The sequence below is a fragment of the Pseudomonas sp. Ma2-10 genome (genome assembly GCF_054330215.1).
The window spans coordinates 1-23785 of record NZ_JBTEYL010000012.1; the positions used below are offsets into that span (position 1 = coordinate 1).

The following is a 23785-nucleotide window of genomic DNA, read 5'->3' on the forward strand; positions in this document are numbered from 1 at the left end:
AAGACTATGAAGCGTTGTTGCCGTGGAACTGCTCACCGCAAATGCCACGGTAAACCAAGGCCTCACCTTGCGGTAGGTGGGGTTTATGGATCAGTTACGGTTTTACGTAGGGTGGGTCGGGGTGAAGAGTTTTCATCGATTTTAGTCCTAACGTATGGATTGACGCCGCCAGAAATCGCTTCCACGCAATGGGTGGCGGCTGTACGCAGGTGTGGAAGACCGAGACGTTAGGCACCCGGCGCACTCGAAAGCGCCCCGCGCACAGCCACCATAAAACACAGACGATAAAACACGCCGAACTGGTGGCGCTTGATGCGCCTAACGATAGAAGGGCTTCCACGCCCTGTCACTGAATTTGCAGTGACAGCTAAGAGACTATCGATGAGGCGCGTTGCGCACCAGTTCATGGAAACCGCTACAGGTTGAAGGAAACTTCCGATGACCTTGCCCAGAAATTCCGCTGTCTCTAAGACCGTCTTCGCGGGCAAGCCACACTCCTACAGATCGCCACCGTACTGTGGGAGCGTGGCTTGCCCGCGATTGAGCGCGAAGCGGTCATAAAATCTATCCGACTCAGGGATAACAAGCCTTACCAGGTTGATTGGTCTTCAAGACTGGCCTTATGAAGGTCGTCTTTCCATTCAATAGTCGCTAAGCGAAAGATGTCCTCAAAAAATGTTCTGGTGTTCTCCATCTCATCCCAACCATCAGGAAATGAAGAATATGCTTCTGGGTCATATGCCAGCAGCGACTGAAAATAATAATTTTCGTCCTGGAGAGCTTCCTCCAGACTCTTTACCAACTCGCTGGTTCTTCAAGACTGGCCTTTTGAAGGTCCTCTTTCCACTCGATAGTTGCCAACCGATAAATATCTTCAAAAAAAGCTCTCGTATTTTCCATATCATCCCACCCACAGGGAAATGAGGAGTACGCCTCTGGCGTCGTACTTAAAAAGCGACTGAAAGTCGTAGTTTTTATCCTCAAGCGCCTTTTCCAAACACTTATAAAGTAAAAAGCGGTGTCGATAGGTACGTTTTCTAACCAGACAATACTTGAGTATTAATTCCTCCCTATCCGACGGATCATTCGGATTAAACTTCTCCAATCCCTCTCCAAGTGTTTCTTCACGATCATAAATATCGAAACACCCCAAAAAATATGAAGGCGTCGGTATATATGGCTGCCCAGTACCAAAATCAATAAGCATAACCCCCTCACTTAACCGGATACAACGTAAACGGAATGTCTTTATCACCAAACTTGAAAAAAACGGGACGGGTTTATTTATTTTAGAACTGCATAGTTTTTATTTCATTTCAGCCTCATATCGCAACAGGCATTCCAGAAGGACCTGCATGAATTTCCGTTGATCTTCAACCTCGTCATCAAAATAGGTTGTCAATTTATCAAAAACAGAATTAAAGCCCTCCTCCAGCCCCAAATAATATATCAATGTATCGATATACCACTCGCGATCACTGTCACTATAGGCAGTGAATTCTGGCCTCATTAGCATATCGAACAACTCAGCGAGCTCCGCCTCATCATTAACGTTTTTAGAAACTATTATCTCTTCTCTTTCAACGTCATCAACATTGTCAATGTCGAATAGAAAAAGCAGGCCGCGCAAGATAGAAAGCTTAGGTTGGCGTTTCATATTCAAAAATCCGCATAAGTTGTTATAGGAGCACCGGCTCTATCTAGTATGACGACTGCGTCTGTTTGTTTGCCATAGACCAAACCACCTCGCTTGTACCCCTCGCCTATTTGCTTACCCATATTCATTGGCTCTTTAGATGCAGCATGACCATTACGCCTGAATATTAGCTGAGCACGGTGAATAGCGTTCAACTGATCTCTATAACTAATAAAACGTGTCGCCGCACTAGGAATCTTTGGCTGACCAGCCCTTCTCCCGCTTGTGTATCTTTCAATAGCTCCCGTTGTAGGGTTTCGTCCGGTCGTTGCTCGCTCACGTTGCGACGCCAAACTAGTTTGCTTGCCATGTTTTTCTAGAAAATGAGCACCTGGAGTGGCCCTTTCCATCTCATCTAAACGTCGATATGCATTCGCTTCCGCCAGCTCATCGATACGCGCTCTTCGCTGATCCCCCGTCAGCTTCGGCAGCGCCGGCTCACCTTCATCAACCCTAGCGCCAGTCGTATCATCCGGCGCCGAACACCCAGGCTTATTCGGCGGCGGACAACTGCCGCTCAGCCCCAACGGATCAACCCACCCCGTCGGATTCGGTGTGTACTGGTACTGGTTCAGCCCGCCCGCCAACTTGATCGGGTCCGGCGTCAGATAGCGTCCAACCTCCGGATCATAGTACCGATGGCGGTTGTAGTGCAGGCCGCTTTCAGCGTCGAAGTACTGCCCCTGAAACCGTAACGGTTGCTCGAGTTGCTCGCCCCCACCGAACGTCTGGCGAGTGATTTTGCCGTAGGCGTTGTACTTCGCCGACCAGACAATCTCGCCACCAAAATCGGTGAGTTCCTGCGGTGTGCCGAGGTGGTCGAGTTGGTAGTAGAACGGGCAGGCTTTGCGCGGGCCTTTGCCGTCGAGCATGGCCAGTGGGCGGAAGCTGCCCGGTTCGTAGACGTAGCTGCGGTAGTGCTCGCGGCTGCTTTCGGCGATGAGGTGGTCGCCTTGCCAGAAAAAATCGGTGTTTTTGCCGTCGATGGTTTTGCTGATGCGACGACCGAAGGCGTCGTAGCGATAATTTGAGCAACGACCGTCCGGGGTGATGACGCCGACCAAGCGGTGCTGGCAGTCGTAGCGGTATTCGGTGACGAGTTTTTGCGCGGTGCCACGCCGTTCGCGGATCAAGTTGCCGAAGGCGTCGTAATCGTAGTGGCGGTCGCCTTGCATCAGCAGGCGATTGCCCTTGACGGTCGCGGCGCCGGGACGGTCCTGCATCAGCAGGTTGCCGGCGGGGTCATGGGCGAAGCTTTCCGGAGAGTCGTCGCGGGTGTGGCGGACGCGGGTCAGGCGGTTGAGCGGGTCGTATTGGTAATTGCGCTGGCCGTGACGGGTGTCGGCGATGCTGTCGAGATTGCCGTTGGCGCTGTAGGCATAGTCGCGGCGATACAGCGTTTGCTGCTGTTGACTGACAGCGTGGGCCTTTAGGCGACCCTGATCGTCGTAGGCATATTCGCTGAACACCTGACCCTGCTGGCGTTGCTGCTCGCGACCGAAGGCAAATTGATGGGTCGTGAGTCGCGAGCCGTTGAGGTCGATGGCCGTCAGCACCCCGCCCTTGGCATGGTGATAATCGAGTTTGCTGCCGTCCGGCAGGCGCAGGCGATTGAGCTGGCCGCAGGCGTCGTAGCCATAGCGCAGGGTGCCCCAGCCTTGGTGCTCGGTGATCAGGCGGTCCTGTTGGTCGTATTCGAACTCCAGCGGATGGTCGTGGCCATCGTCGACGCTGACCAGGCGGCCAAGGCTGTCGTAGCGGTATTCAACCTTGTTGCCGTCGGGCAGCGTTTTGACCAGCAGGCGTCCGGCCGAGTCCCGCTCGTAAGCGGTAATCAGCTGCGAGCCGTCATCACCGAACTCGGTTTTCTCCAGCAGTTGACCATTGAGGTCGTAGGCGTACGCCGTGCATTGGCCGTCGAATCCGGTTTCCTGTCGGATCAAGCCATTGGGCGTGTAGTCCAGCCGATATTGTTCGCCGGATTCGTTTTCGATTTCCGTGAGTAATAGCTGGGCGTTGTCGTAGCGGTACTTCAGCTGGGTGCCGTCGGCATTGATCCGGCGGCTGACCAGGTGCAGGTCGTCGATGTATTCGTAGCGCGTGACGCGGCCCAATTCATCGCGTTCGGCAGTGATCTTGCCGTAGGCGTTGTAGCTGAACGCGCGACTGGCGCCTGTAGGCAGCGTGGTCTGGATCAGTCGACCGACGGCATCCCATTGGTACTGGGTAACGGCACCGTGTTCGTCCTGACGGGTAATCTGCCGCCCCAACCCATCGTAGGAAAACCGCCGCACACCACCATCCGGCAGCGTTTCCTCAACCAACTGTCCCAAGCCATTCCAGACGAACACATGCCGGCTGGTGTCCGGGTAACGGATCGACAGCAACTGACCTTTGCCGTCGTAGTGATAGTGAGTGACATGCCCGTCGGGGTCGGTCGCTTCGATGACGTCACCGTGGGCGTTACGCTGATATGTCCACACCGCTTTGCCGCGAAACCGTGCGTGCAGGAAACCGTTGCGATACTCGTAGGCCGTCGGTTCGTCTTCTGGCGGAATCAGCGCAATAAGCCGTCCGACTTCGTCGTAGCGGTACTCAGTGACAGCGCCGAGCGGATCCTGCTCGGCAATCAGCCGACCGTTGTCGTCGTAAGCCTTGAGGTGTTCGCCACCGTCCAGCTCGACCTTGCGCACCAGCCGTGCGCGGTCGTCGTGGACGTAAACCTCTTCGCTGCCATCGATGTTCTGGACGGTGACACCGCCCTCGTCATCCCAGACGTAACGCGCGTCCATCTGCGAAAACGACGCCCAATGCCGGACACATCGGGCCGCTTTGCCGGACCTTTCCCACTCCCAGAAGAAACTCGCCCCACCGGTCAGTTGCCGCTGCAGGATGACGTGCTGATCGTCGTAGTCGTAGCGCTCGCCTTCGCCGGCAGCGTTGGTGGCTTCGATCAGTTGATCGCGCTCGTCGTAGCTGTAACTGACCAGTGTCTGCTCGGTGTGCCAAGCCTCGTCGAGGGTCTGGGCCGGGACAAAAACCTGATAGTCGATGGCGACCAAATGGCTGCGGTCATAGCGCAATCGCAAAGCACGGCCCGCGCCATTGTCGAGGCGTTTGATGCGGCCCTGGCGGTCGCGGGTGATGCGCAGGCGGTTGTCGTACGCATCGCTGATCGCTGTAAGAAAACCGTTAAGGAAGTGGTAGAAACGTGTCTCGTCACCCGCCTGGGCGAGGATCAGTTCTTCGGGTTCATCGCCGAGATAAATCGCCGCCCGCGAGAGGCTGTTGTGGATCGCCGGGCGTTCGCGGTTTGGCAGCGGAAAAGTCGTACGACGGTTTTCGTGGTCGATCCAGATGACGTGGTCGTCGTCGATCTCCAGTCGATGGGATAACGAATGACTCCAGCCAAAACCGAGGCCGCTGTCGATTTCGGCGGCGCTGGTGCGATAGAGCCGGGTGAAGTCGAACGGCAAAATCCCGTCCAGCGAGCGGTCGGTGAGGGTCAGCAGTTCTTCGCCGGTGACCATCGACACCGGGCAGTTGTTGGTGGCGGTTTTATCAACGGAATCGGCGCTGTCGCCGTTGGGGTTTTTCGCCTGATTCGACGCGTTGTCGTGGTGTTCGTCTTTTTTCAACGTGGAGTTCTTGCGGCCATACCAGCGCAATTGCATCCGACCTTGTTTCAGACCGGCCGCGACACCGCGCGCAGCGACTGTTTTGTAGCGATCGACGTAGGCCATGAAGTTGTTGATGATCGTGACCATCGACTTCACGAAGCCCATTGCGGCCTGAAAAATCTGCGCGCCGTACTTGGCCAGGCGCACTGTCAGCCAAGCAATGCCAACTCCAACCACGCTCAGCACCAAGCCAATCAACAAGTCGATGATCAATCCAACTACGACCTTGGAAATGGCTTCCGCCGAGGACCCGGCAAGTTGCGAAGGTGGCAATGCTTCAAGCCATAGCACTGCGGTGCGCATCAGCAAACACAGCGCTGCCTCGTCGCTGGCCAGCAACATGGCTTTTTCCATCAGGTCGGGGGCGGTTACAGCCAGACCGGCAAGTTGCCCAGCACTTTCGCCAAGCTTCTCGGCAAAAGCGTTGGGGTCCTTCAGGATGTCGCTGAGTTCACCGATGCCATCCCAAACCCCCTGAATGGCTGCCCAACCTCCTGCGAGCATTCCATTGCCTACAGCCGCTAATGACGATGACGCAGATTGCTGCGACCACTGCGGCTTAAAACCTGCCCACTCTTTGCGTAGCCAACTTTCCAGTTCTAGGGTCAGGCCGTCATAGGACAAGAAGAGATCATTAATTTGCTCGGGAGTGACTTCACTCTGGACATGAACACGATAGAACTTGCCAGGGGTGCCTTTGAACTGTCCTTTACCGTTTTCATCGAGCCCGACCGGTTTGCTCCCACCACCATCCATGGCAATCACATCGACCTGAATATTCCCCAACGGGATGTCATAGACAGATTCGAACTTGCTCTCGATCTCCAGAATTCCGTTCGCAGGACACCGCGCCAAACCCGAGAAAAAATCATCGTCGCGACTACTCACCGCTGTCGTCGTATCGCCAAGCTTTATCAGTCGCTCCATGCCCAACAGCGAAGGCATGTCCATCGCCCGGCTGACCTTGTCCGCATTCCGGCTCAAGAATTCGCCAAGCTGTTGGCGATACAAAACCAGTGTGTCCTTGAAACCGTCGAGCTCCTGCTCGATCCGTACAATCTGATCCATCAGTTCAGCTCCGTTATCAAGTAATCCACCAAGGCTAATTTCGGTGCTTGAGGCAGATCCGGTGCCTCCAGAAAGATCGCGACTTTGTGCCGCAATACGCTCGCCGAAAACGCCTCATAAAGATCAGGTCGGTCCTCGCTCAACCACATCAGCAAGTTGTTAATGCGGGTTGTTGCGGACTCGTTGGCGAGGTGCTTGAGCAGCGATTCGGATACTTCCCACCACGGAAGAACCCTGGAGGTTTTCAACGCACTGCCACCAATGTCGAGCGGCTGGCCGTTGATCAAACAGCGCCCGATCACCGGCATCAGCTGCGTAGCGTCAACCTCGGCCGACCGAAGAATCGGCAGCAAATAACGCCCATCCCAGAAGCGAAAAAACACCGCATCGCCGTTGGGCAGAAGGACTTGGGTAAGGCTGCGTAAATGCTCGACCAGCACCTCTTGAGAGGCAGAAGAAACCGCCAGCCAACCCCAGTCGCGAGACTCGGTATTGTCGACCCACTGCAGAAACTCACTGCCTGCAGCGACGATTCCGACATAGGGCATCACCGGTTCCCACTCGGCGTACGCGGTGTCGGCCCAGATCGGACTGGGTGCTTGAGCGGAGATCGAACGCTGCCAGGCTTTGAACGGTTCTGCGGCGCTCGCGCTGCTGAAAATCGCGAACAACTGCTCGGAAGGTTTGAGCGGTTGGCGATCCAGCCAGGCGAGGGGTGACAAGGCATCAGGCTGCACAGACACCCTCCTTGCAGCGCTCGCATTCCTCACAAAACGGCGCGTCGCTTTTCAGGCTCAGAATCTGCGCGGCACTCAGCAGCGCCGCCGGGGCAGCGACAAGTTTCAGCGGCGTATCCGGCGAGGTCGGCGCAGCGGCCATGGCCGGCATCAGCGCACCACCCACCTGAATCGGTACGCTACTGAAAATCCCGCCGGGGCCAATGTTGATCCACTGCCCGCCCGCCTGGATGGTGGCGCTGGCCCCGCCGTCGATCACCACTTGCTGGCCTGCGCTGACATGGAATTGCTGACTGGCATTCAGCGCTTGGCTGGTCACGCGAATGTGTCGATCACCCACGACCACCAAGTGATCGTCCAGCTTCACTTCGGTCTGGCGCTGGCCGTGAGTGATACGTTGCTCGTCGGCCTTCAGTTCATGGCGAGCAGTGCCGGTGACGACGATGCTGCGGGCGTTATCGACCTGCACCTGTTGATCATTCAGCACGTGCTGAGTCCAGTTTCGCTGTGCACGCAGGTAGATTTCCTCGGCGCCTTTGCGATCCTCGATGCGCAATTCGTTATAACCACCGCCACCGGGACTGCTCTGGCTGCGGAAAATGCTGCGAGTCTTGTCAGCGGGCAGATCGAGCGGCACCGGGGTAGCTGCGTTAGGCAAGCAACCCATCACCAGCGGTTTGTCGGCATCGGCGTCGACGAATCCCACCAGCACTTCCATGCCGACTCGCGGGATCATCACGCTGCCATAACGGTCGTGCGCCCAACCTGTGGCGACGCGCAGCCAACAACTGGAGTGCTCATCGAGCTGACCGTCGCGGTCCCAGGCGAGCTGAACCTTGACCCGACCGAACTCGTCGCAATGGATTTCGCTATCGGCCGGGCCGGTGACCACGGCGGGTTGATAGCCGAGCATCCGGGGCTTTGCTGGCCCCAGTGGCGGACGAAAGGAAACGTCCCACGGGGTCGCCAGAAAGGTATTGCGATAGCCCTGGAAATCGTCCGGACTGTCGCTGGTAACCGACTCTTCCAGCACTTGCGGCTGTCGGCCTCGGTGCTCAATGCCAGTGATCAGCCATAGATCGTTCCACGCCTGACGCGGGTGCTCGGCCATGTGCAGGAAGTGCCCGCTGACCAACGCCGATTCGTCGCCACGACCTTCGGCCTGACGGAAGTCGGCGTTGTGGCGTTCGAGTGCTCGTTGGGCCAGATGCCTGCCGAGTTCGCGGTCGGTGAATTGGCCCGGGAAGTGGTAATCCTCGAGCACCGGTCGCCGCTCACTGTCGAGGCGGCTTTCAAGTTGCAGGCGAGGTTTTTTGAAATCGTAGTCGCGACGGGTTACCGCTGTCGTTCGGGTTTCCAGTCGCACGTTGAAACGTTTGATGGCCGGCGCATCCGCCGCCATTCCGCTGCCCGGCAGGTATAGCGTTGGCTCGGCCAGACGAGGGAAAACCGTCTGGTCATCACCAAACACCAACAGGTGCCCCTCAAGGCTGTGCTGAAAGTGGTAGTGAATGCCGATTTCGGCACACAGCCGCTGGATGAACGCCAGGTCACTTTCGGCGTATTGCACGCAGTACTCGCGCGCTGGGTAGTCGCTGCCGAGCCGGAACTCGAAGGCATCGCGCTGGATGCCGTGATCCTTGAGAACTTGCGCGACGATCGCCGGCACGCTTTTGTGCTGGAAGATCCGCTGATTGATGCGCTGGCCGAGGTAGGTCAGACGCGGCACGAGACTGATTTGGTAACCCGTCAGGCGTTGTCCAGAATCGCTTTGACCGACGCGAAATATCTGGCCATGGATGCCGGAACCCTGCGCATCAAAACTCAGAAACGCCTGACGATGCAGGAGGTTTTCAAGCGCTATGTCGGGTCGCTCACTGACCAGTTCCAGGTCAAAACGGTAGGGCTCGCTGATGGCTTCCGTGCCCGAGAACTCAAGTACCTTGAGTTCGTTCTGGACGCCGTCGATCATCAATGTGAAACGCGGTTGATTGGCAGGAGCGAACATCCGATGTGTCTCTGCAGAATGAAGGCGGGCGATTCTGCATGAGCGACAAGGGGCGTTGATGGAGGGACAGGAAAATCAGATTCGCCCTACTTTTTTAGAGATTTTTCCTTCAACAATCAGTGTGTTTGGCTATAGACAACTCTTTCATCCCCCCGGGAACTGACAGTGCTTCGAGATTTGCGTGACCCAAAAAAAACGGCCCGCCTCCAAAAGGAAGCGGACCGTTTTTATCTACAGCTAAAGGTCAGAGCGTCAGCTCATCCCGATCACTTGTTCAGGCGGAAATCTGCCTCGGCAGCAGCGAAACGCTGAAGCATGCCTTTAGTAGGCTCACCCAGTTTGCTGACGAAGTAGATGGCCAGGCTGGCGAAGATGAAGCCTGGGATAATTTCGTACAGGCCCAGCAGGTTGAAGTGCTTCCAGACGATCACAGTGATCGCGCCAACCACGATACCGGCCAGTGCGCCGTTGCGGGTCATGTCTTTCCAGATCACGGAGATCAGGACCACCGGACCGAACGCGGCACCGAAACCGGCCCAAGCGTAGCTGACCAGACCCAGTACGCGGTTTTCCGGGTTAGCGGCCAACGCGATGGCGATCAGGGCAACCAGCAGCACCATGGCACGGCCGACCCAGACTAGCTCAACCTGGGAAGCGGTTTTGCGCAGGAAGGTTTTGTAGAAGTCTTCGGTCAGGGCGCTCGAACACACCAGCAATTGGCAGCTCAGGGTGCTCATCACCGCAGCCAGAATGGCCGACAGCAGGATACCGGCAACCCATGGGTTGAACAGGACTTTGGCCAGTTCGATGAATACGCGCTCCGGGTTTTCAGTCACAGGAGCGGCCAGTTCAGGGTGCGCCGCGAAGTAAGCAATACCGAAGAAACCTACCGCTACAGTGCCGCACAGGCACACGATCATCCAGGTCATGGCGATGCGACGGGCTTTAGCGATCGACTTGACCGAATCCGCCGCCATGAAGCGCGCCAGGATGTGCGGCTGGCCGAAGTAGCCCAGGCCCCAGCCCATCAGCGAGATGATGCCGATGAAGGTCGTGCCTTTTAACATGTCGAAGTTGCTTGGATCCTGCGCTTCGATCGCCAGGAACGTAGTGTCAACGCCACCGGTGGCCAGCAGCACGAAAATCGGCGTCAGCAACAGGGCGAAGATCATCAGGGTGGCTTGTACGGTGTCTGTCCAGCTGACTGCCAGGAAACCGCCGATGAAGGTGTAGGCAATTGTCGCAGCAGCACCGGCCCACAGCGCCGTCTCGTAGGGCATGCCGAAGGTGCTTTCAAACAGACGAGCGCCCGCCACGATGCCGGAAGCGCAGTAGATGGTGAAGAACACCAGGATCACGACGGCGGAGATGATTCGCAGCAGGCCGCTTTTGTCTTCGAAACGGCTGGAGAAGTAATCCGGCAGGGTTAGCGCATCACCGTTGTGTTCAGTCTGCACGCGCAGACGGCCGGCGACGAACAGCCAGTTCAGGTAAGCACCGATGACCAGACCGATGGCGATCCAGCCTTCGGAGAGACCGGACATGTAGATGGCGCCCGGCAGGCCCATCAACAACCAGCCGCTCATGTCGGAGGCGCCGGCGGACAATGCTGTCACGACGCTGCCCAGACTGCGACCGCCCAGAATGTAATCTGAAAGGTTGTTGGTGGAGCGATAGGCCATTAAGCCGATCAGCACCATTGCTGCGATGTAGATCACGAACGTGATCAGTGTTGGATTGCTTACGCTCATTAGGTTACGCCCTGGCTTTGTTTTTATGTAGCGGCGGCTGGTGAACCGCGCGCAAACGACGACGTTTGACAGACGGTCCTGGATCCCGCGCATTTATGACTGATGTTTCCCCAGGAAAGCCATCAGCCGGCACACCTGCCTTTTCTGACGGGTTGTACCTTGGGCGCGAATGCTATTCAACAAAGCAAATAAGGTGCAACCAGTTTCGCGCGAATAAGTTGCACCTAGTCGGTTTTATCCGGAAAAAACCTGTTTTTGCTCCCTTTTAGCGCAGTCTTGACGATTTACTAGAAGCAAAAGCACCAAGCAGGAGCGGTAAGTTCGTACCGGAATTGTTTTCCTGACGAGCTGCTTATAATTCCGACAAAAAAAGGGTTGCACCCGGTTGCACCTCGACGGTTGCGCGGCTAATCTTGCCGCCAGCTGATGCCACGCGGTCGTGGCAAACATGAGGATAAAAATATGGCTACCACCACCCTTGGGGTCAAACTTGACGACCCAACCCGCGAGCGCCTCAAGGCCGCCGCGACCTCGGTTGATCGAACGCCGCACTGGCTGATCAAGCAGGCAATTTTCAATTACCTGGAAAAACTCGAGGGTGGTGCAACCCTGACCGAGCTGAGCGGTTTGATCAGCAAAGACGCTGACGACGCTGGCGAAGTCCACGCTGACCCTGCGCACCAGTGCTTCCTGGAATTCGCTGAAAGCATCTTGCCGCAGTCGGTGCTGCGCGCCTCGATCACCGCCGCTTACCGTCGTCCTGAGCCGGAAGTCGTGCCGATGCTAATCGAGCAGGCTCGCCTGCCGGTTGCCATGGCCGAAGCCACCAACAAGCTGGCCGCTTCGATTGCCGAGAAGCTGCGCAATCAGAAGAGCGCCGGCGGCCGTGCAGGGATTGTTCAGGGCCTGTTGCAGGAATTTTCCCTGTCGTCCCAGGAAGGCGTGGCGCTGATGTGCCTGGCCGAAGCACTGTTGCGGATCCCGGACAAGGGCACCCGTGATGCGCTGATCCGCGACAAGATCAGCACCGGCAACTGGCACCCGCACTTGGGCAATAGCCCGTCGCTATTCGTCAACGCTGCCACCTGGGGCTTGCTGCTGACCGGCAAACTGGTCGCCACCCACAACGAAGCCGGCCTGACTTCGTCGTTGAGCCGCATCATCGGCAAGAGCGGTGAGCCGATGATCCGCAAGGGCGTCGACATGGCCATGCGCCTGATGGGCGAGCAATTCGTGACTGGCGAAACCATCGCCGAAGCCCTGGCCAACGCCAGCAAGTTCGAAGCCAAAGGCTTCCGCTATTCCTACGACATGCTGGGTGAAGCCGCACTCACCGAGCACGACGCCCAGAAGTACCTGGCCTCGTACGAACAAGCCATCCATTCGATTGGCAAAGCGTCCCACGGTCGTGGGATTTATGAAGGCCCGGGCATTTCGATCAAGCTGTCGGCCCTGCACCCGCGTTACAGCCGTGCCCAGTACGAGCGCGTGATGGAAGAGTTGTACCCGCGCCTGCTGTCGCTGACCCTGCTGGCCAAGCAATACGACATCGGTCTGAACATCGACGCCGAAGAAGCCGACCGCCTCGAGCTGTCGCTGGATCTGCTGGAGCGTCTGTGCTTCGAGCCGCAATTGACCGGCTGGAACGGCATCGGTTTCGTGATCCAGGCGTATCAAAAGCGTTGCCCGTACGTGATCGACTACGTGATCGACCTGGCTCGCCGCAGCCGTCATCGCCTGATGATCCGTCTGGTGAAAGGCGCGTACTGGGACAGCGAAATCAAGCGTGCTCAGGTCGAAGGCCTGGAAGGCTATCCGGTCTATACCCGCAAGGTGTACACCGACGTTTCCTACATCGCCTGCGCACGCAAACTGCTGTCGGTACCGGAAGTCATCTACCCGCAGTTCGCCACGCACAACGCCCACACCCTGTCGGCCATTTACCACATCGCCGGTCAGAACTATTACCCCGGCCAGTACGAGTTCCAATGCCTGCACGGCATGGGCGAACCACTGTACGAACAGGTTGTAGGTAAAGTTTCAGAAGGCAAGCTGAACCGTCCGTGCCGCGTGTACGCACCGGTCGGCACCCACGAAACGCTCTTGGCGTATCTGGTGCGTCGTCTGTTGGAAAACGGCGCGAACACCTCGTTCGTCAACCAGATCGCCGATCAGTCCATCTCGATTCAGGCGCTGGTGGCCGATCCAGTGGCCAGCATCGAGCAGATGGCGACGCTGGAAGGCGGCTTCGGCTTGCCACACCCGCGTATCCCGCTGCCGCGTGATCTTTATGGTGCCGAGCGCGCCAACTCCAGCGGCATCGACATGGCCAACGAACATCGTTTGGCTTCGCTGTCCTGCGCCTTGCTGTCCACCGCTCATAACCAATGGAAAGCCGCACCGATGCTCGGTTGCGCGTCCAGCACTGAAACCCCTGCGCCAGTCCTCAACCCGTCCGATCTGCGTGACGTGGTCGGCCATGTACAGGAAGCGACCGTCGACGACGTCGACAACGCGATCCAGTGCGCCCTGAATGCTGCGCCGATCTGGCAGGCCACTCCGCCCGCCGAACGTGCCGCGATTCTGGAACGTGCCGCCGATTTGATGGAAGGCGAAATCCAGCCGCTAATGGGCCTGCTGGCTCGCGAAGCCGGCAAGACCTTTGCCAACGCCATCGCCGAAGTGCGTGAAGCCGTGGACTTCCTGCGTTATTACGCGGTGCAGGCGCGCACCGATTTCACCAACGACGCCCATCGCCCATTGGGCCCAGTGGTGTGCATCAGCCCTTGGAACTTCCCGCTGGCCATCTTCAGTGGCCAGGTCGCTGCGGCACTGGCCGCCGGTAACCCGGTGCTGGCCAAGCCTGCGGAACAAACCCCGCTGGTAGCCGCTCAAGCCGTGCGCTTGCTGCTCGAAGCCGGGATTCCGGAAGGCGTGCTGCAACTGCTGCCGGGCCGCGGCGAAACCGTTGGCGCGCGTCTGGTCGGTGACGATCGGGTCAAAGGCGTGATGTTCACCGGTTCCACCGAAGTCGCTCGTTTGCTGCAACGCAACATCGCGGGTCGTCTGGACGCTCAAGGTCGCCCGATTCCACTGATCGCCGAAACCGGTGGCCAGAACGCAATGATCGTCGACTCCTCGGCACTGACCGAACAAGTTGTCATCGACGTGGTGTCGTCAGCCTTCGACAGCGCCGGTCAACGGTGCTCGGCTCTGCGTGTCTTGTGCTTGCAGGAAGATTCCGCCGACCGTGTCATCGAAATGCTCAAAGGTGCCATGGCTGAATGCCGTCTCGGTAACCCTGAGCGCCTGTCCGTGGACATCGGCCCGGTAATCGACGCCGAAGCCAAGGCGGGCATCGAGAAGCACATCCAGGGCATGCGCGACAAGGGTCGCAGCGTGTACCAGGTGGCCATTGCCAACACCGAAGAAGTCAAACGCGGCACCTTCGTGATGCCGACCCTGATCGAACTGGAAAGCTTCGATGAGCTGCAACGGGAGATCTTCGGTCCAGTGCTGCACGTGGTTCGCTACAAGCGCAAAGACATCGATCACCTGATCGGTCAGATCAACGCTTCCGGCTACGGCCTGACATTGGGCGTGCATACTCGCATCGACGAGACCATCGCCAAGGTGATCGACAACGTCAACGCCGGCAACGTCTACGTGAACCGCAACATTGTCGGTGCTGTGGTCGGCGTGCAGCCGTTCGGTGGTGAAGGCCTGTCGGGGACTGGCCCGAAGGCAGGTGGCCCGTTGTACCTGTACCGCCTGTTGTCGACGCGTCCTACCGATGCAATCGAACAATCCTTCGCTCGCGGTGATGCCATCGCGGCCCCGGATGTTCGTCTGCGTGATGCCATGAGCAAACCGCAGAAGGCGCTGCAAGCCTGGGCTGACAGCAACAAGTTTGCCGACCTGAGCACCCTGTGCACGCAGTTCGCGGCGCAATCGCAAAGCGGGATCACCCGTGTTCTGGCCGGCCCGACCGGCGAGCGCAACAGCTACGCCATCCTGCCCCGCGAACACGTGCTGTGCCTGGCGGAAGTCGAAGGCGATCTGCTGACGCAACTGGCAGCGGTACTGGCTGTAGGCGGCTCAGCGGTATGGCCGGAAGCTGAATTGACCAAGGCGTTGTTCGCACGTTTGCCGAAGGAAGTTCAGGCACGGATCAAGCTGGTTTCCGACTGGAATAAGGACGAAGTGCTGTTTGACGCGGTTCTGCATCACGGCCATTCCGATCAGTTGCGTGCGGTCTGCAAGCAAGTGGCCAAGCGTGCCGGTGCGATCGTTGGGGTTCATGGCTTGTCGCAAGGCGAAACCAACATTGCGCTGGAACGCCTGGTGATCGAGCGAGCGTTGAGCGTCAACACGGCGGCTGCAGGTGGTAATGCCAGCCTGATGACTATCGGCTAAACCGCAACAAGACCGGGCGTCCGCAATGGGTGCCCGGTATGCACAATCCCTTGTGGGAGCGAGCTTGCCCGCTCCCACATTAGTTGTTTTGGGTGCCTGGTAAGTCGCTGCGCTGATCTACCATCACGCTCATCAATCATCCTGTTCACCCCGCCCTCCGCATGCCTAGACTCGGCCCATTCCAAAAAGAAGGTAGGCCGCCATGTCTGAGACGTTGCTCAGTTCCCGTAATCTGGCTTTCGAGCTGTATGAAGTCCTCGATGCCGAAGGCCTGACTCAGCGTGAGCGTTTCGCCGAGCACAACCGCGAGACCTTCGACGCCGCCATCGGCACCGCTCGCCACATCGCCGAAAAGTTCTTCGCCCCGCACAATCGCAAGGGCGACGAGAACGAACCGCGCTACGAGAACGGTCAGGCGATTCTGATTCCGGAAGTGAAACCGGCGGTGGATGCCTTCCTTGAAGCCGGTTTCCTCAACGCCGCGCGCAGTTTCGATGCGGGCGGCATGCAACTTCCTACGCTGTTATCCCAAGCCTGCTTCGCACACTTTCAATCGGCCAACGCGGCGTCGACCTCTTATCCGTTCCTGACCATGGGCGCGGCGAACCTGATCGAAAGTTTCGGCACCGAGGAGCAGAAACAGCGCTTCCTGCAACCGATGATCGACGGACGCTTCTTCGGCACCATGGCGCTGACCGAACCGCATGCCGGCTCGTCGCTGTCGGATATTCGTACCCGCGCAGAGCCTGCGTCTGACGGCACCTATCGACTCAAGGGCAACAAGATTTTCATCTCTGGCGGTGATCACCCACTGTCGGAAAACATCGTGCACATGGTGCTGGCGAAATTGCCGGACGCACCGGCTGGTGTGAAAGGAATTTCGTTGTTCATCGTGCCCAAGTTTCTGGTCAACGAGGACGGCCGTCTGGGCAAGCGCAACGATGTACTGCTGGCCGGGCTGTTCCACAAAATGGGATGGCGCGGTACTACGTCCACCGCGCTGAACTTCGGCGACAACGGCGAGTGTGTCGGCTACCTCGTGGGCAAGCCTCATCACGGCTTGAGCTACATGTTCCAGATGATGAACGAGGCGCGGATAGGCGTCGGCATGGGCGCGGTGATGCTCGGTTATGCCGGGTATTTGTATTCTTTGGAATACGCCCGCGAGCGTCCGCAAGGTCGCGTGCCGGACAGCAAGGACCCGAATACCGCGCCGGTAGCGATCATTCAGCACGCCGACGTCAAACGCATGTTGCTGACCCAGAAAGCCTACGTCGAAGGCTCGTTCGACTTAGGGTTGTACGCGGCACGGTTGTTTGACGACACCACCACCCTTGAGACTGAAGCCGAGCGCAAACAGGCCCACGAACTGCTGGATTTGCTGACACCCATCATCAAATCCTGGCCGTCGGAGTTTTGCCTGAAGGCCAACGAACTGGCGATCCAGATACTCGGCGGCCATGGCTACACCCGCGAATACCCGGTGGAGCAGTATTACCGCGACAACCGCCTGAACCCGATTCACGAAGGGACTCACGGCATTCAATCGCTGGACTTATTGGGCCGTAAACTGGCACAGAACGGTGGTGCGGGGCTCAAGCAATTGATCCGTCTGATCGCCGATACCGCCGAACGCGCTCAAGCGTATGAATCGTTAACCGCGCTGCGTGAGCCGCTGGAAAAACTGGTGGCGCGTGTGCAATCGGTGACCATTGGTTTGCTGACGGATTTGGGCCAAGGCCAGGTTGCTAGCAGCCTGGCGAACTCGGCGCTGTACCTGAAAGTGTTCGGGCACACCGTGATTGGCTGGCGCTGGCTGGAGCAGGCGATTCGCGCTGAGGAAGGGCTGGCCAAAGGGAATGTGGCGGATGTGAGCTTCTATAGAGGCAAGCTGCAGGCGGCGCGGTATTTTCTGACATGGGAAGTGCCGGGTTGCCACCATGAATTGGCGATTCTTGAGGCTCGGGATGATGTGTGTCTGACGATGCGGGATGAATGGTTCTAAAGGGACGCAGAGCGTCCCAGGCCGCATTCCCACGCGAAGCGTGGGAATGATCATGTCAACCGAAAACTACCCATCTGTCGCGCCAGATCATCGGCCAACCGCTGTAACGTCTGACAGTCTTCACGGCACGCTCTGACCTCACCGGCGGTGGCATGGGCCAGATCGGAAATTCCCTGCACGTTCCGGTTAATTTCCTCCGTCACCGCCGACTGCTCTTCCGTCGCCGCCGCCACCTGATGGTTCATGTCGCTGATGCGCTCCACCTGGCCGGTAATCGCCGTCAAAGACGCCCCGGTCCGCTGGCTCGACTCGACACCCGTACCGGTCGCCGCTTGCCCGGAATGCATCGACGACACCGCGTTCTCCGCGCCTTGCTTGAGGCTGCCAATCATCTGCTGAATCTCATCGGTCGACGACTGCGTCCGTCGCGCCAACGTCCGCACCTCATCCGCGACTACCGCAAACCCACGCCCCATGTCCCCGGCCCGCGCCGCTTCGATAGCCGCGTTAAGCGCCAACAAGTTGGTCTGCTCGGAAATGCCGCGAATCACTGCCAGCACCTGATCGATGGATGCCACCTGATGGGCCAACTCACCCACCGCACTGGCAGCGAGGCCAATCTCATCGGACATGTTTTCAATATGCCGGATCGATCCGCCCACCACTTCCCGCGCCTGCATCGCCTCATCACGGGCAGTTTGTGAAGCCATCGCAGCGTTACCGGCATTCTGGGCAATTTCCTGCACGGTCAAGCCCATTTCGTGAACGGCGGTGGCGACCATGTCAGTCATTTCCTGCTGACGGCCGGAGCGTTCGGCCGTGTTGTCCACCACCCGCGCCACCTGGCCGACTGCCGTGCGTAAACGCTCGCTGGTGGTCAGTACTTCGCCGATCATGTCACGCTGGCTTTCCAGGAATCGATTGAAGCCGCGAGCCAGGTCACCCAGTTCATCGGCGCGACTGGAATCTAACCGGTGGGTCAAATCTCCACCACCGCTACCGATGGCTACCAGCGCTTCTGTTACCTGACGGATCGGCCGCACCAATCCACGGGCCAACAACACCACCAGCATCAGGCAAACCAGCGCCACCGCGAGGCCGATGCCGCTGCTCATCCACATCGCGCGGCGGGCTTCAGCATAGATCTGCGACTGTGGCACTTCGGCCACCAGGGTCCAGCCCAAGTCCCGCAATGGCAGGCTCAATGCCAGGAAATCTTCGCCTTCGCGTACAAAGCGGCTACTGGTGGCGGCTTTTTGAGCCATGGCCGCTTGCGCCGCCGAGGCACCGATCTGTTCGGCGAGTGTGCGCTTGCCACTGAACTGCGCTTGGGGGTGAACCTGGATCAAACCATCGGAACGCACGAGATAGACCTTGCCGCGCTCACCGAAGTTGAAGTTGTGGATCAGTTCCGACAGCTCTTTCATGCTCAGGCCTAGCCCGGCAACGCCCACGACTTTACCGGCCTGCTCGACTTTGAGGTCGATGAACAGCGCCAATTCTCCGGTCGCGGTGTCATTGTCGATATTAAGGGTGCGCGACTGGTTGCTGTCGAGGAACGCGTAGAACCAGGCGTCTTTGGGGTTGGAGCGGCTGAGGGTCCGGTCCAGGCCTTTTTCGGTGAAGTAGTGGTTTGAAGCGGTGCCGACGATCAGCGCGGTAAAGGCTTTGTGCTCGGCGCGGATGCCTTCCAGATAGGTCACGAAGGTGTTGGCCTGGTCACTGCTTTCGCCGCCGGCCAACCAGTCACGCACCATGCTATTGCTGGCGATGTCCTTGGCGGCGGTGAGGGGTTGAACGAGGATTCGCTCGATGTCGTTGCGTATCGCTTCGATGCTCGACGGTAGCGCTTGTTCGACCAGATAGCGCTCGGCGAGGCGGTTGACCACGAGGGTATAAATGCCAACCACGATCAGAATACTGACCAGCTGGGCGGTGCCCATGCTCAGGATCAACTGCCATTGAATACTGCGTCGCCAGAACTGCATGGAGCACCCCCAAAGAATAAGAGGCTGAAACACTGCAACAGCCGTGCCGATTGTATACAACGCAAGCGACAATTTATTCTTTGGTTGTGCGCAAAGCTGATCAGGCCTGATTGATCGTCTTGGCGATCACTTCAACCGTGGCGCTGACTTGCTCTTGGTAACGGTCGAGTTCCTGCTTGTGTTGTTTGCGCATTTCGATCTGCTGTGAGCAAAGATTCATCGCGGCCAGCACCAACAAGCGGTCACCGATCAGTGTCGGGTACTTCTTTTTGGTGTCGGCCAAGGCAGCCTTCAGCATTAACGCGGCGTCCAGCAGGGTTTGCTCTTCCCCGGCCGGCGCCTTGATCGAATAGTCCTCCCCCAGGATCGAGACGACGTTTACCCCTGCGGCGCCGTGATTCATGCGCTGACTGGGCCGGCGCTGACGCGCTCAACCAGGGCCTGAATGCGTGCAGCAGTGGCACCTTGTTTCTCTTCCTGTTCCATCAGGCTCAGCTGCAGGCTTTCGTTTTCATCCTTGGCCTGGGCCAGTTCTGCGCTCAGGGTTTGGTGGGTGCCGAGCAGGGCCTGGTTCTGTTGCACCAGGTCGCTGACCAGCTGTTCCAATTGGCTTAGGGATGCTTCCAACATTTGATTTTCCAGGCATTTTAAAAGGGCGCGTACGATAAAGAAAAGTCACCCCGGATGCCAGGGTTATACCGGCGCAAAGCCTTGATTTTCCTGACGAGCAACCTTTCTCGCGAACTGTAGAGACTGCGATTGGCGGATCTGGTTCCTGCACTTCGTCGCGGGGGCACTTATGCGACAAAAACGCGCAGAGCCTCAAGACTTTAGTCGTATGACCGATAAGTCCCCCATACAGCAGCCTCAGCTCCGCGCGGACGCGCTCATTTCGGTAAACACTATGTCCCTTCGTAATATGAATATCGCCCCTCGGGCGTTCCTCAGTTTTGCCCTGATCGGCGGCTTGATGATGGTTCTGGGGGTGTTTGCCTTGAATCAGATGAGCAAGATCCGCGGCGCCGCCGAGGACATCACGTCCAACAGCGTGCCGAGCATCAAAAGCCTCGACGAGTTCACGCAACTCACCTTGCGCCTGCGGGTGTTGTCTTACCGTTTGCTGGTGAACCGCGAGCCGAGCGTCCAGCAAAAGACCCTGGAGCTGCTGGACACTCGCAATCAGCAGATTCGCGCGGCTCAGGCGATTTACGAAAAACTGATCAGAACCCCGCAAGAGCGTTCGGTCTACGACCAGTACGTGCAGTTGCTCGGCCAGTACCGTCAGATAGAAGACCGGATGAAGGCTCTGTCGCGCAACAATCAGGTCGATGAATTGCGCACCCTGCTCAACACCGATCTGCTGACCAATTCCGAAGCGGTGAATGCCGTGTTGAGCCGCCTTCTGGAGATCAACACTCAGCAGACCCTCGACACCAATCAGCAAGCCGCCGACCAGTATTCATCGGCCTTCAACCTGGTGGTGACGCTGCTGATGATCGCCACCGGCCTGACGTTGTTGTGCGCTTGCTTACTGACCAACAGCATCACCAGGCCGATCGCCAACGCTCTGAGCGCCGCCGAAGAAATTGCCGAAGGCAACCTGACTCACCCGATCACCGTAGACGGTGAGGACGAAGCCGGCCGTTTGCTGTTAGCCATGTCGAAGATGCAGGAAAAACTGCGCGACACCCTGCAACGGATTTCCGGCTCCGCCACGCAACTGGCGTCCGCCGCTGAAGAGCTCAACAGCGTCACCGACGAAAGCGCCCGTGGCCTGACACAGCAGAACAACGAAATCGAACAGGCCGCCACCGCCGTCAATGAAATGACCAGCGCCGTGGAAGAAGTCGCGCGCAACGCGGTTAGCACCTCCGAAGCCTCGAAAAATGCCACCACCTCCGCCGGTGACGGCCGTGACCTGGTGCAGGAAACTGTCAGCGCCATCGAACGCATGAGCGCCGATGTGCAGAGCACCGCGACCCTGATCGGCGACCTGGCTAATGAGTCCCGTGACATCGGTAAAGTGCTGGACGTGATTCGCGGCCTGGCTGACCAGACCAACTTGCTGGCATTGAACGCAGCCATTGAAGCGGCCCGCGCCGGTGAGGCCGGTCGTGGTTTTGCCGTGGTAGCGGATGAAGTACGAGCCCTGGCGCATCGCACCCAGCAGTCGACCAGCGAAATCGAACGCATGATCGGCAGTATCCAGACCGGTACCGAACACGCGGTGGATTCGATGCGCAACAGCACCGAGCGGGCGGAATCGACCTTGAACATCGCCCGTGGTGCTGGCATGTCGCTGGACACTATTAATAGCGCCATCGTCGAAATCAACGAACGCAACCTGGTGATTGCCAGCGCTGCCGAAGAGCAGGCGCAGGTGGCCCGCGAAGTGGACCGCAATCTGGTGAACATTCGTGATCTGTCGGTGCAGTCGGCGACCGGGGCGAATCAGACGAGCGCTGCCAGCAATGAGTTGTCACGGCTGGCGCTGGACCTGAACAACATGGTTGGCCGGTTTAGTCTCTAAAGGACGATCGCTTCGCGTGGGAACGATCACAGCCCCTGCGTCTCCCCAACTGCAAAAGCTTTTTGACAGCATCACATTTCAACAGGTTAGAATCGCTGGCACGCAGACTGCATGGTCTGTTTGTGCCCGCCTTTAGCTTTCTGGAGTACTGCCTTTGAATGCGACGACCATCAACAGCCTGTTCTTGATCGGCGCGTTGCTGGTGGGTGCGAGCATTTTGGTGAGCTCACTTTCGTCCCGCCTCGGTATCCCGATTCTGGTGATCATCCTCGCGGTGGGCATGGCGGCCGGCGTCGACGGCGCCGGCATTATTTTCGATAACTACGCAACGGCTTATCTGGTCGGCAACCTCGCCCTGGCAGTCATCCTGCTCGACGGCGGCTTGCGCACCCGGGTTTCCAGCTTCCGCGTGGCGTTATGGCCAGCGCTGTCGCTAGCGACGGTCGGGGTGTTGATTACCACCGGGCTGACCGGCATGGCCGCCGCCTGGTTGTTCAATCTGAACCTGATTCAAGGCCTGCTGATCGGCGCTATCGTCGGCTCCACCGACGCCGCGGCGGTGTTCTCGCTGCTCGGCGGCAAAGGCCTGAACGAGCGGGTGTCCGCCAGCCTCGAGATCGAGTCCGGCAGCAACGACCCGATGGCGGTGTTCCTCACCGTGACCCTGATCGACATGCTCGCCAGCGGCCAGACCGGTCTGCACTGGAGCCTGTTGACCCACCTGCTGCGTGAGTTCGGTATCGGTGCCGTCATCGGCCTGGGCGGTGGCTGGGTCATGCTGCAACTGGTCAACCGTATCCACTTGGCCACCGGCCTTTATCCGATCCTGGTCATTGCTGGCGGATTGGTCGTGTTTGCCCTGACCAACACCTTGCACGGCAGCGGCTTTTTGGCGGTTTACCTGTGCGGCCTGGTCATCGGCAACCGCCCGGTGCGCAGCCGCCACGGCATGTTGCACATGCTCGATGGCATGGCCTGGCTGGCGCAAATCGGCATGTTCCTGGTACTGGGGCTGCTGGTAACGCCCCACGACTTGTTGCCGATTGCCCTGCCCGCTCTGGGTCTGGCGTTGTGGATGATTCTGTTTGCCCGGCCGTTGTCGGTGATCGTCGGCCTGCTGCCCTTCAAAGCGTTCCATGGGCGCGAGAAAGCGTTCATTTCCTGGGTCGGGTTACGCGGCGCGGTCCCGATCATTCTGGCGGTGTTCCCGCTGATGGCCGGCCTGCCCAACGCCCAGCTCTATTTCAACCTCGCCTTCTTTATCGTGCTGGTGTCGCTGCTGGTGCAGGGCACGAGCCTGCCGTGGGTGGCGAAGCTTTTGAAAGTGACTGTTCCGCCGGTGCCGGTGCCCATCTCCCGCGCAGCCCTGGAAGTGCACGTCACCAGCGAGTGGGAGCTGTTCGTTTATCGCCTCGGTGCCGAGAAATGGTGCATCGGCTCGCCCCTTCGTGAACTGAAAATGCCCGAAGGCACCCGGATTGCAGCACTGTTTCGTGGCCAGCAACTGCTCCATCCGTCGGGCAGTACGGTGCTCGAAGTCGACGATTTGCTGTGCGTAATCGGTCACGAACACAACCTTCCGGCCCTGGGAAAACTCTTCAGCCAGGCACCACAACGGGGTCTCGATTTGCGCTTCTTCGGCGACTTCGTACTCGAAGGAGACGCCCAGCTGGCCGCGGTTGCGGCGCTGTACGGGTTGAAAGTGGAAGGCATCGATCCGGACATGTCGCTCGGCCACTTCATTGCCCAGAAAGTAGGCGGTGCACCCGTAGTCGGTGACCAGGTGGAGTGGAACAACACCATCTGGACTGTCGCGGTCATGGAAGGGAACAAGATCGGCAAAGTGGGCGTCAGATTCCCCGAAGGAAGTCGCCCCGGTCCAGGCTTGTTCCTCTAAACTCCATAC

Annotated in this window: 13 protein-coding genes and 2 pseudogenes; 5 read left to right on the plus strand and 10 right to left on the minus strand. The window is 58.4% G+C overall.

Annotated features, from left to right (window positions below; genetic code table 11):
- Positions 1 to 901 precede the first annotated feature (901 nt).
- The 6 genes from ACXPVS_RS15785 to putP form a co-directional block, all read right to left on the minus strand.
- The gene (locus ACXPVS_RS15785; protein WP_458510763.1) at positions 902 to 1207 is read right to left on the minus strand and encodes a hypothetical protein; all 306 of its coding nucleotides are present in this window, start codon (positions 1205 to 1207) and stop codon (positions 902 to 904) included.
- Between the two features lie 99 nt (positions 1208 to 1306).
- Positions 1307 to 1657, minus strand: coding sequence for a hypothetical protein (locus tag ACXPVS_RS15790; protein ID WP_458510764.1), 351 nt, complete (start codon positions 1655 to 1657; stop codon positions 1307 to 1309).
- A gap of 2 nt (positions 1658 to 1659) precedes the next feature.
- Positions 1660 to 6444 (minus strand): RHS repeat-associated core domain-containing protein, encoded by a 4785-nt coding sequence (locus ACXPVS_RS15795; RefSeq protein ID WP_458510765.1) that lies wholly within the window; start codon positions 6442 to 6444, stop codon positions 1660 to 1662.
- Entirely contained in the window at positions 6444 to 7181 is a 738-nt protein-coding gene (locus ACXPVS_RS15800; RefSeq protein WP_458510766.1) for a DUF4123 domain-containing protein, read from the minus strand. The genes ACXPVS_RS15795 and ACXPVS_RS15800 overlap by 1 nt, the downstream gene beginning before the upstream one ends.
- Positions 7171 to 9189, minus strand: a complete 2019-nt coding sequence (locus ACXPVS_RS15805; RefSeq protein ID WP_458510767.1) for a type VI secretion system Vgr family protein — start codon at positions 9187 to 9189, stop codon at positions 7171 to 7173. The genes ACXPVS_RS15800 and ACXPVS_RS15805 overlap by 11 nt, the downstream gene beginning before the upstream one ends.
- Positions 9190 to 9455: 266 nt before the next feature.
- Positions 9456 to 10940 (minus strand): sodium/proline symporter PutP, encoded by a 1485-nt coding sequence (gene putP / locus ACXPVS_RS15810; RefSeq protein ID WP_458510768.1) that lies wholly within the window; start codon positions 10938 to 10940, stop codon positions 9456 to 9458.
- A gap of 462 nt (positions 10941 to 11402) precedes the next feature.
- Between putP and putA the strand changes: the two genes are divergently transcribed.
- Both putA and ACXPVS_RS15820 read left to right on the plus strand, forming a co-directional pair.
- Positions 11403 to 15356 (plus strand): trifunctional transcriptional regulator/proline dehydrogenase/L-glutamate gamma-semialdehyde dehydrogenase, encoded by a 3954-nt coding sequence (gene putA, locus ACXPVS_RS15815; RefSeq protein ID WP_458510769.1) that lies wholly within the window; start codon positions 11403 to 11405, stop codon positions 15354 to 15356.
- Positions 15357 to 15558: 202 nt separating this feature from the next.
- On the plus strand, positions 15559 to 17361 hold the full coding sequence (locus ACXPVS_RS15820) for an acyl-CoA dehydrogenase (RefSeq protein WP_458510770.1): 1803 nt from the start codon (positions 15559 to 15561) through the stop codon (positions 17359 to 17361).
- Between the two features lie 50 nt (positions 17362 to 17411).
- Here ACXPVS_RS15820 and ACXPVS_RS15825 read toward each other — a convergent pair whose 3' ends face one another.
- The 4 genes and pseudogenes from ACXPVS_RS15825 to ACXPVS_RS15840 all read right to left on the minus strand — a co-directional run bounded on the left by ACXPVS_RS15825 (position 17412) and on the right by ACXPVS_RS15840 (position 19979).
- Entirely contained in the window at positions 17412 to 18257 is an 846-nt protein-coding gene (locus ACXPVS_RS15825; protein WP_458510886.1) for a methyl-accepting chemotaxis protein, read from the minus strand.
- A 21-nt stretch (positions 18258 to 18278) separates the two neighbouring features.
- Positions 18279 to 19349, minus strand: a pseudogene (locus ACXPVS_RS15830) (HAMP domain-containing protein); the annotation flags it as partial.
- Between the two features lie 100 nt (positions 19350 to 19449).
- Positions 19450 to 19752: a cell division protein ZapA gene (locus ACXPVS_RS15835; protein WP_458510771.1), complete on the minus strand. Its 303-nt coding sequence runs from the start codon at positions 19750 to 19752 to the stop codon at positions 19450 to 19452.
- Complete coding sequence (locus ACXPVS_RS15840) at positions 19749 to 19979, minus strand: hypothetical protein (RefSeq protein ID WP_458510772.1); 231 nt, start codon at positions 19977 to 19979, stop codon at positions 19749 to 19751. The genes ACXPVS_RS15835 and ACXPVS_RS15840 overlap by 4 nt, the downstream gene beginning before the upstream one ends.
- A 289-nt stretch (positions 19980 to 20268) precedes the next feature.
- Between ACXPVS_RS15840 and ACXPVS_RS15845 the strand changes: the two are divergent.
- From ACXPVS_RS15845 to ACXPVS_RS15855, 3 genes and pseudogenes are all read left to right on the plus strand, one after another.
- A pseudogene (locus ACXPVS_RS15845) lies at positions 20269 to 21024 on the plus strand (MCP four helix bundle domain-containing protein); the annotation flags it as partial.
- Positions 21016 to 21879: a methyl-accepting chemotaxis protein gene (locus ACXPVS_RS15850; RefSeq protein ID WP_458510887.1), complete on the plus strand. Its 864-nt coding sequence runs from the start codon at positions 21016 to 21018 to the stop codon at positions 21877 to 21879. The pseudogene ACXPVS_RS15845 and the gene ACXPVS_RS15850, both read left to right, overlap by 9 nt.
- Before the next feature lie 154 nt (positions 21880 to 22033).
- On the plus strand, positions 22034 to 23776 hold the full coding sequence (locus ACXPVS_RS15855; protein WP_458510773.1) for a potassium/proton antiporter: 1743 nt from the start codon (positions 22034 to 22036) through the stop codon (positions 23774 to 23776).
- Positions 23777 to 23785 lie beyond the last annotated feature (9 nt).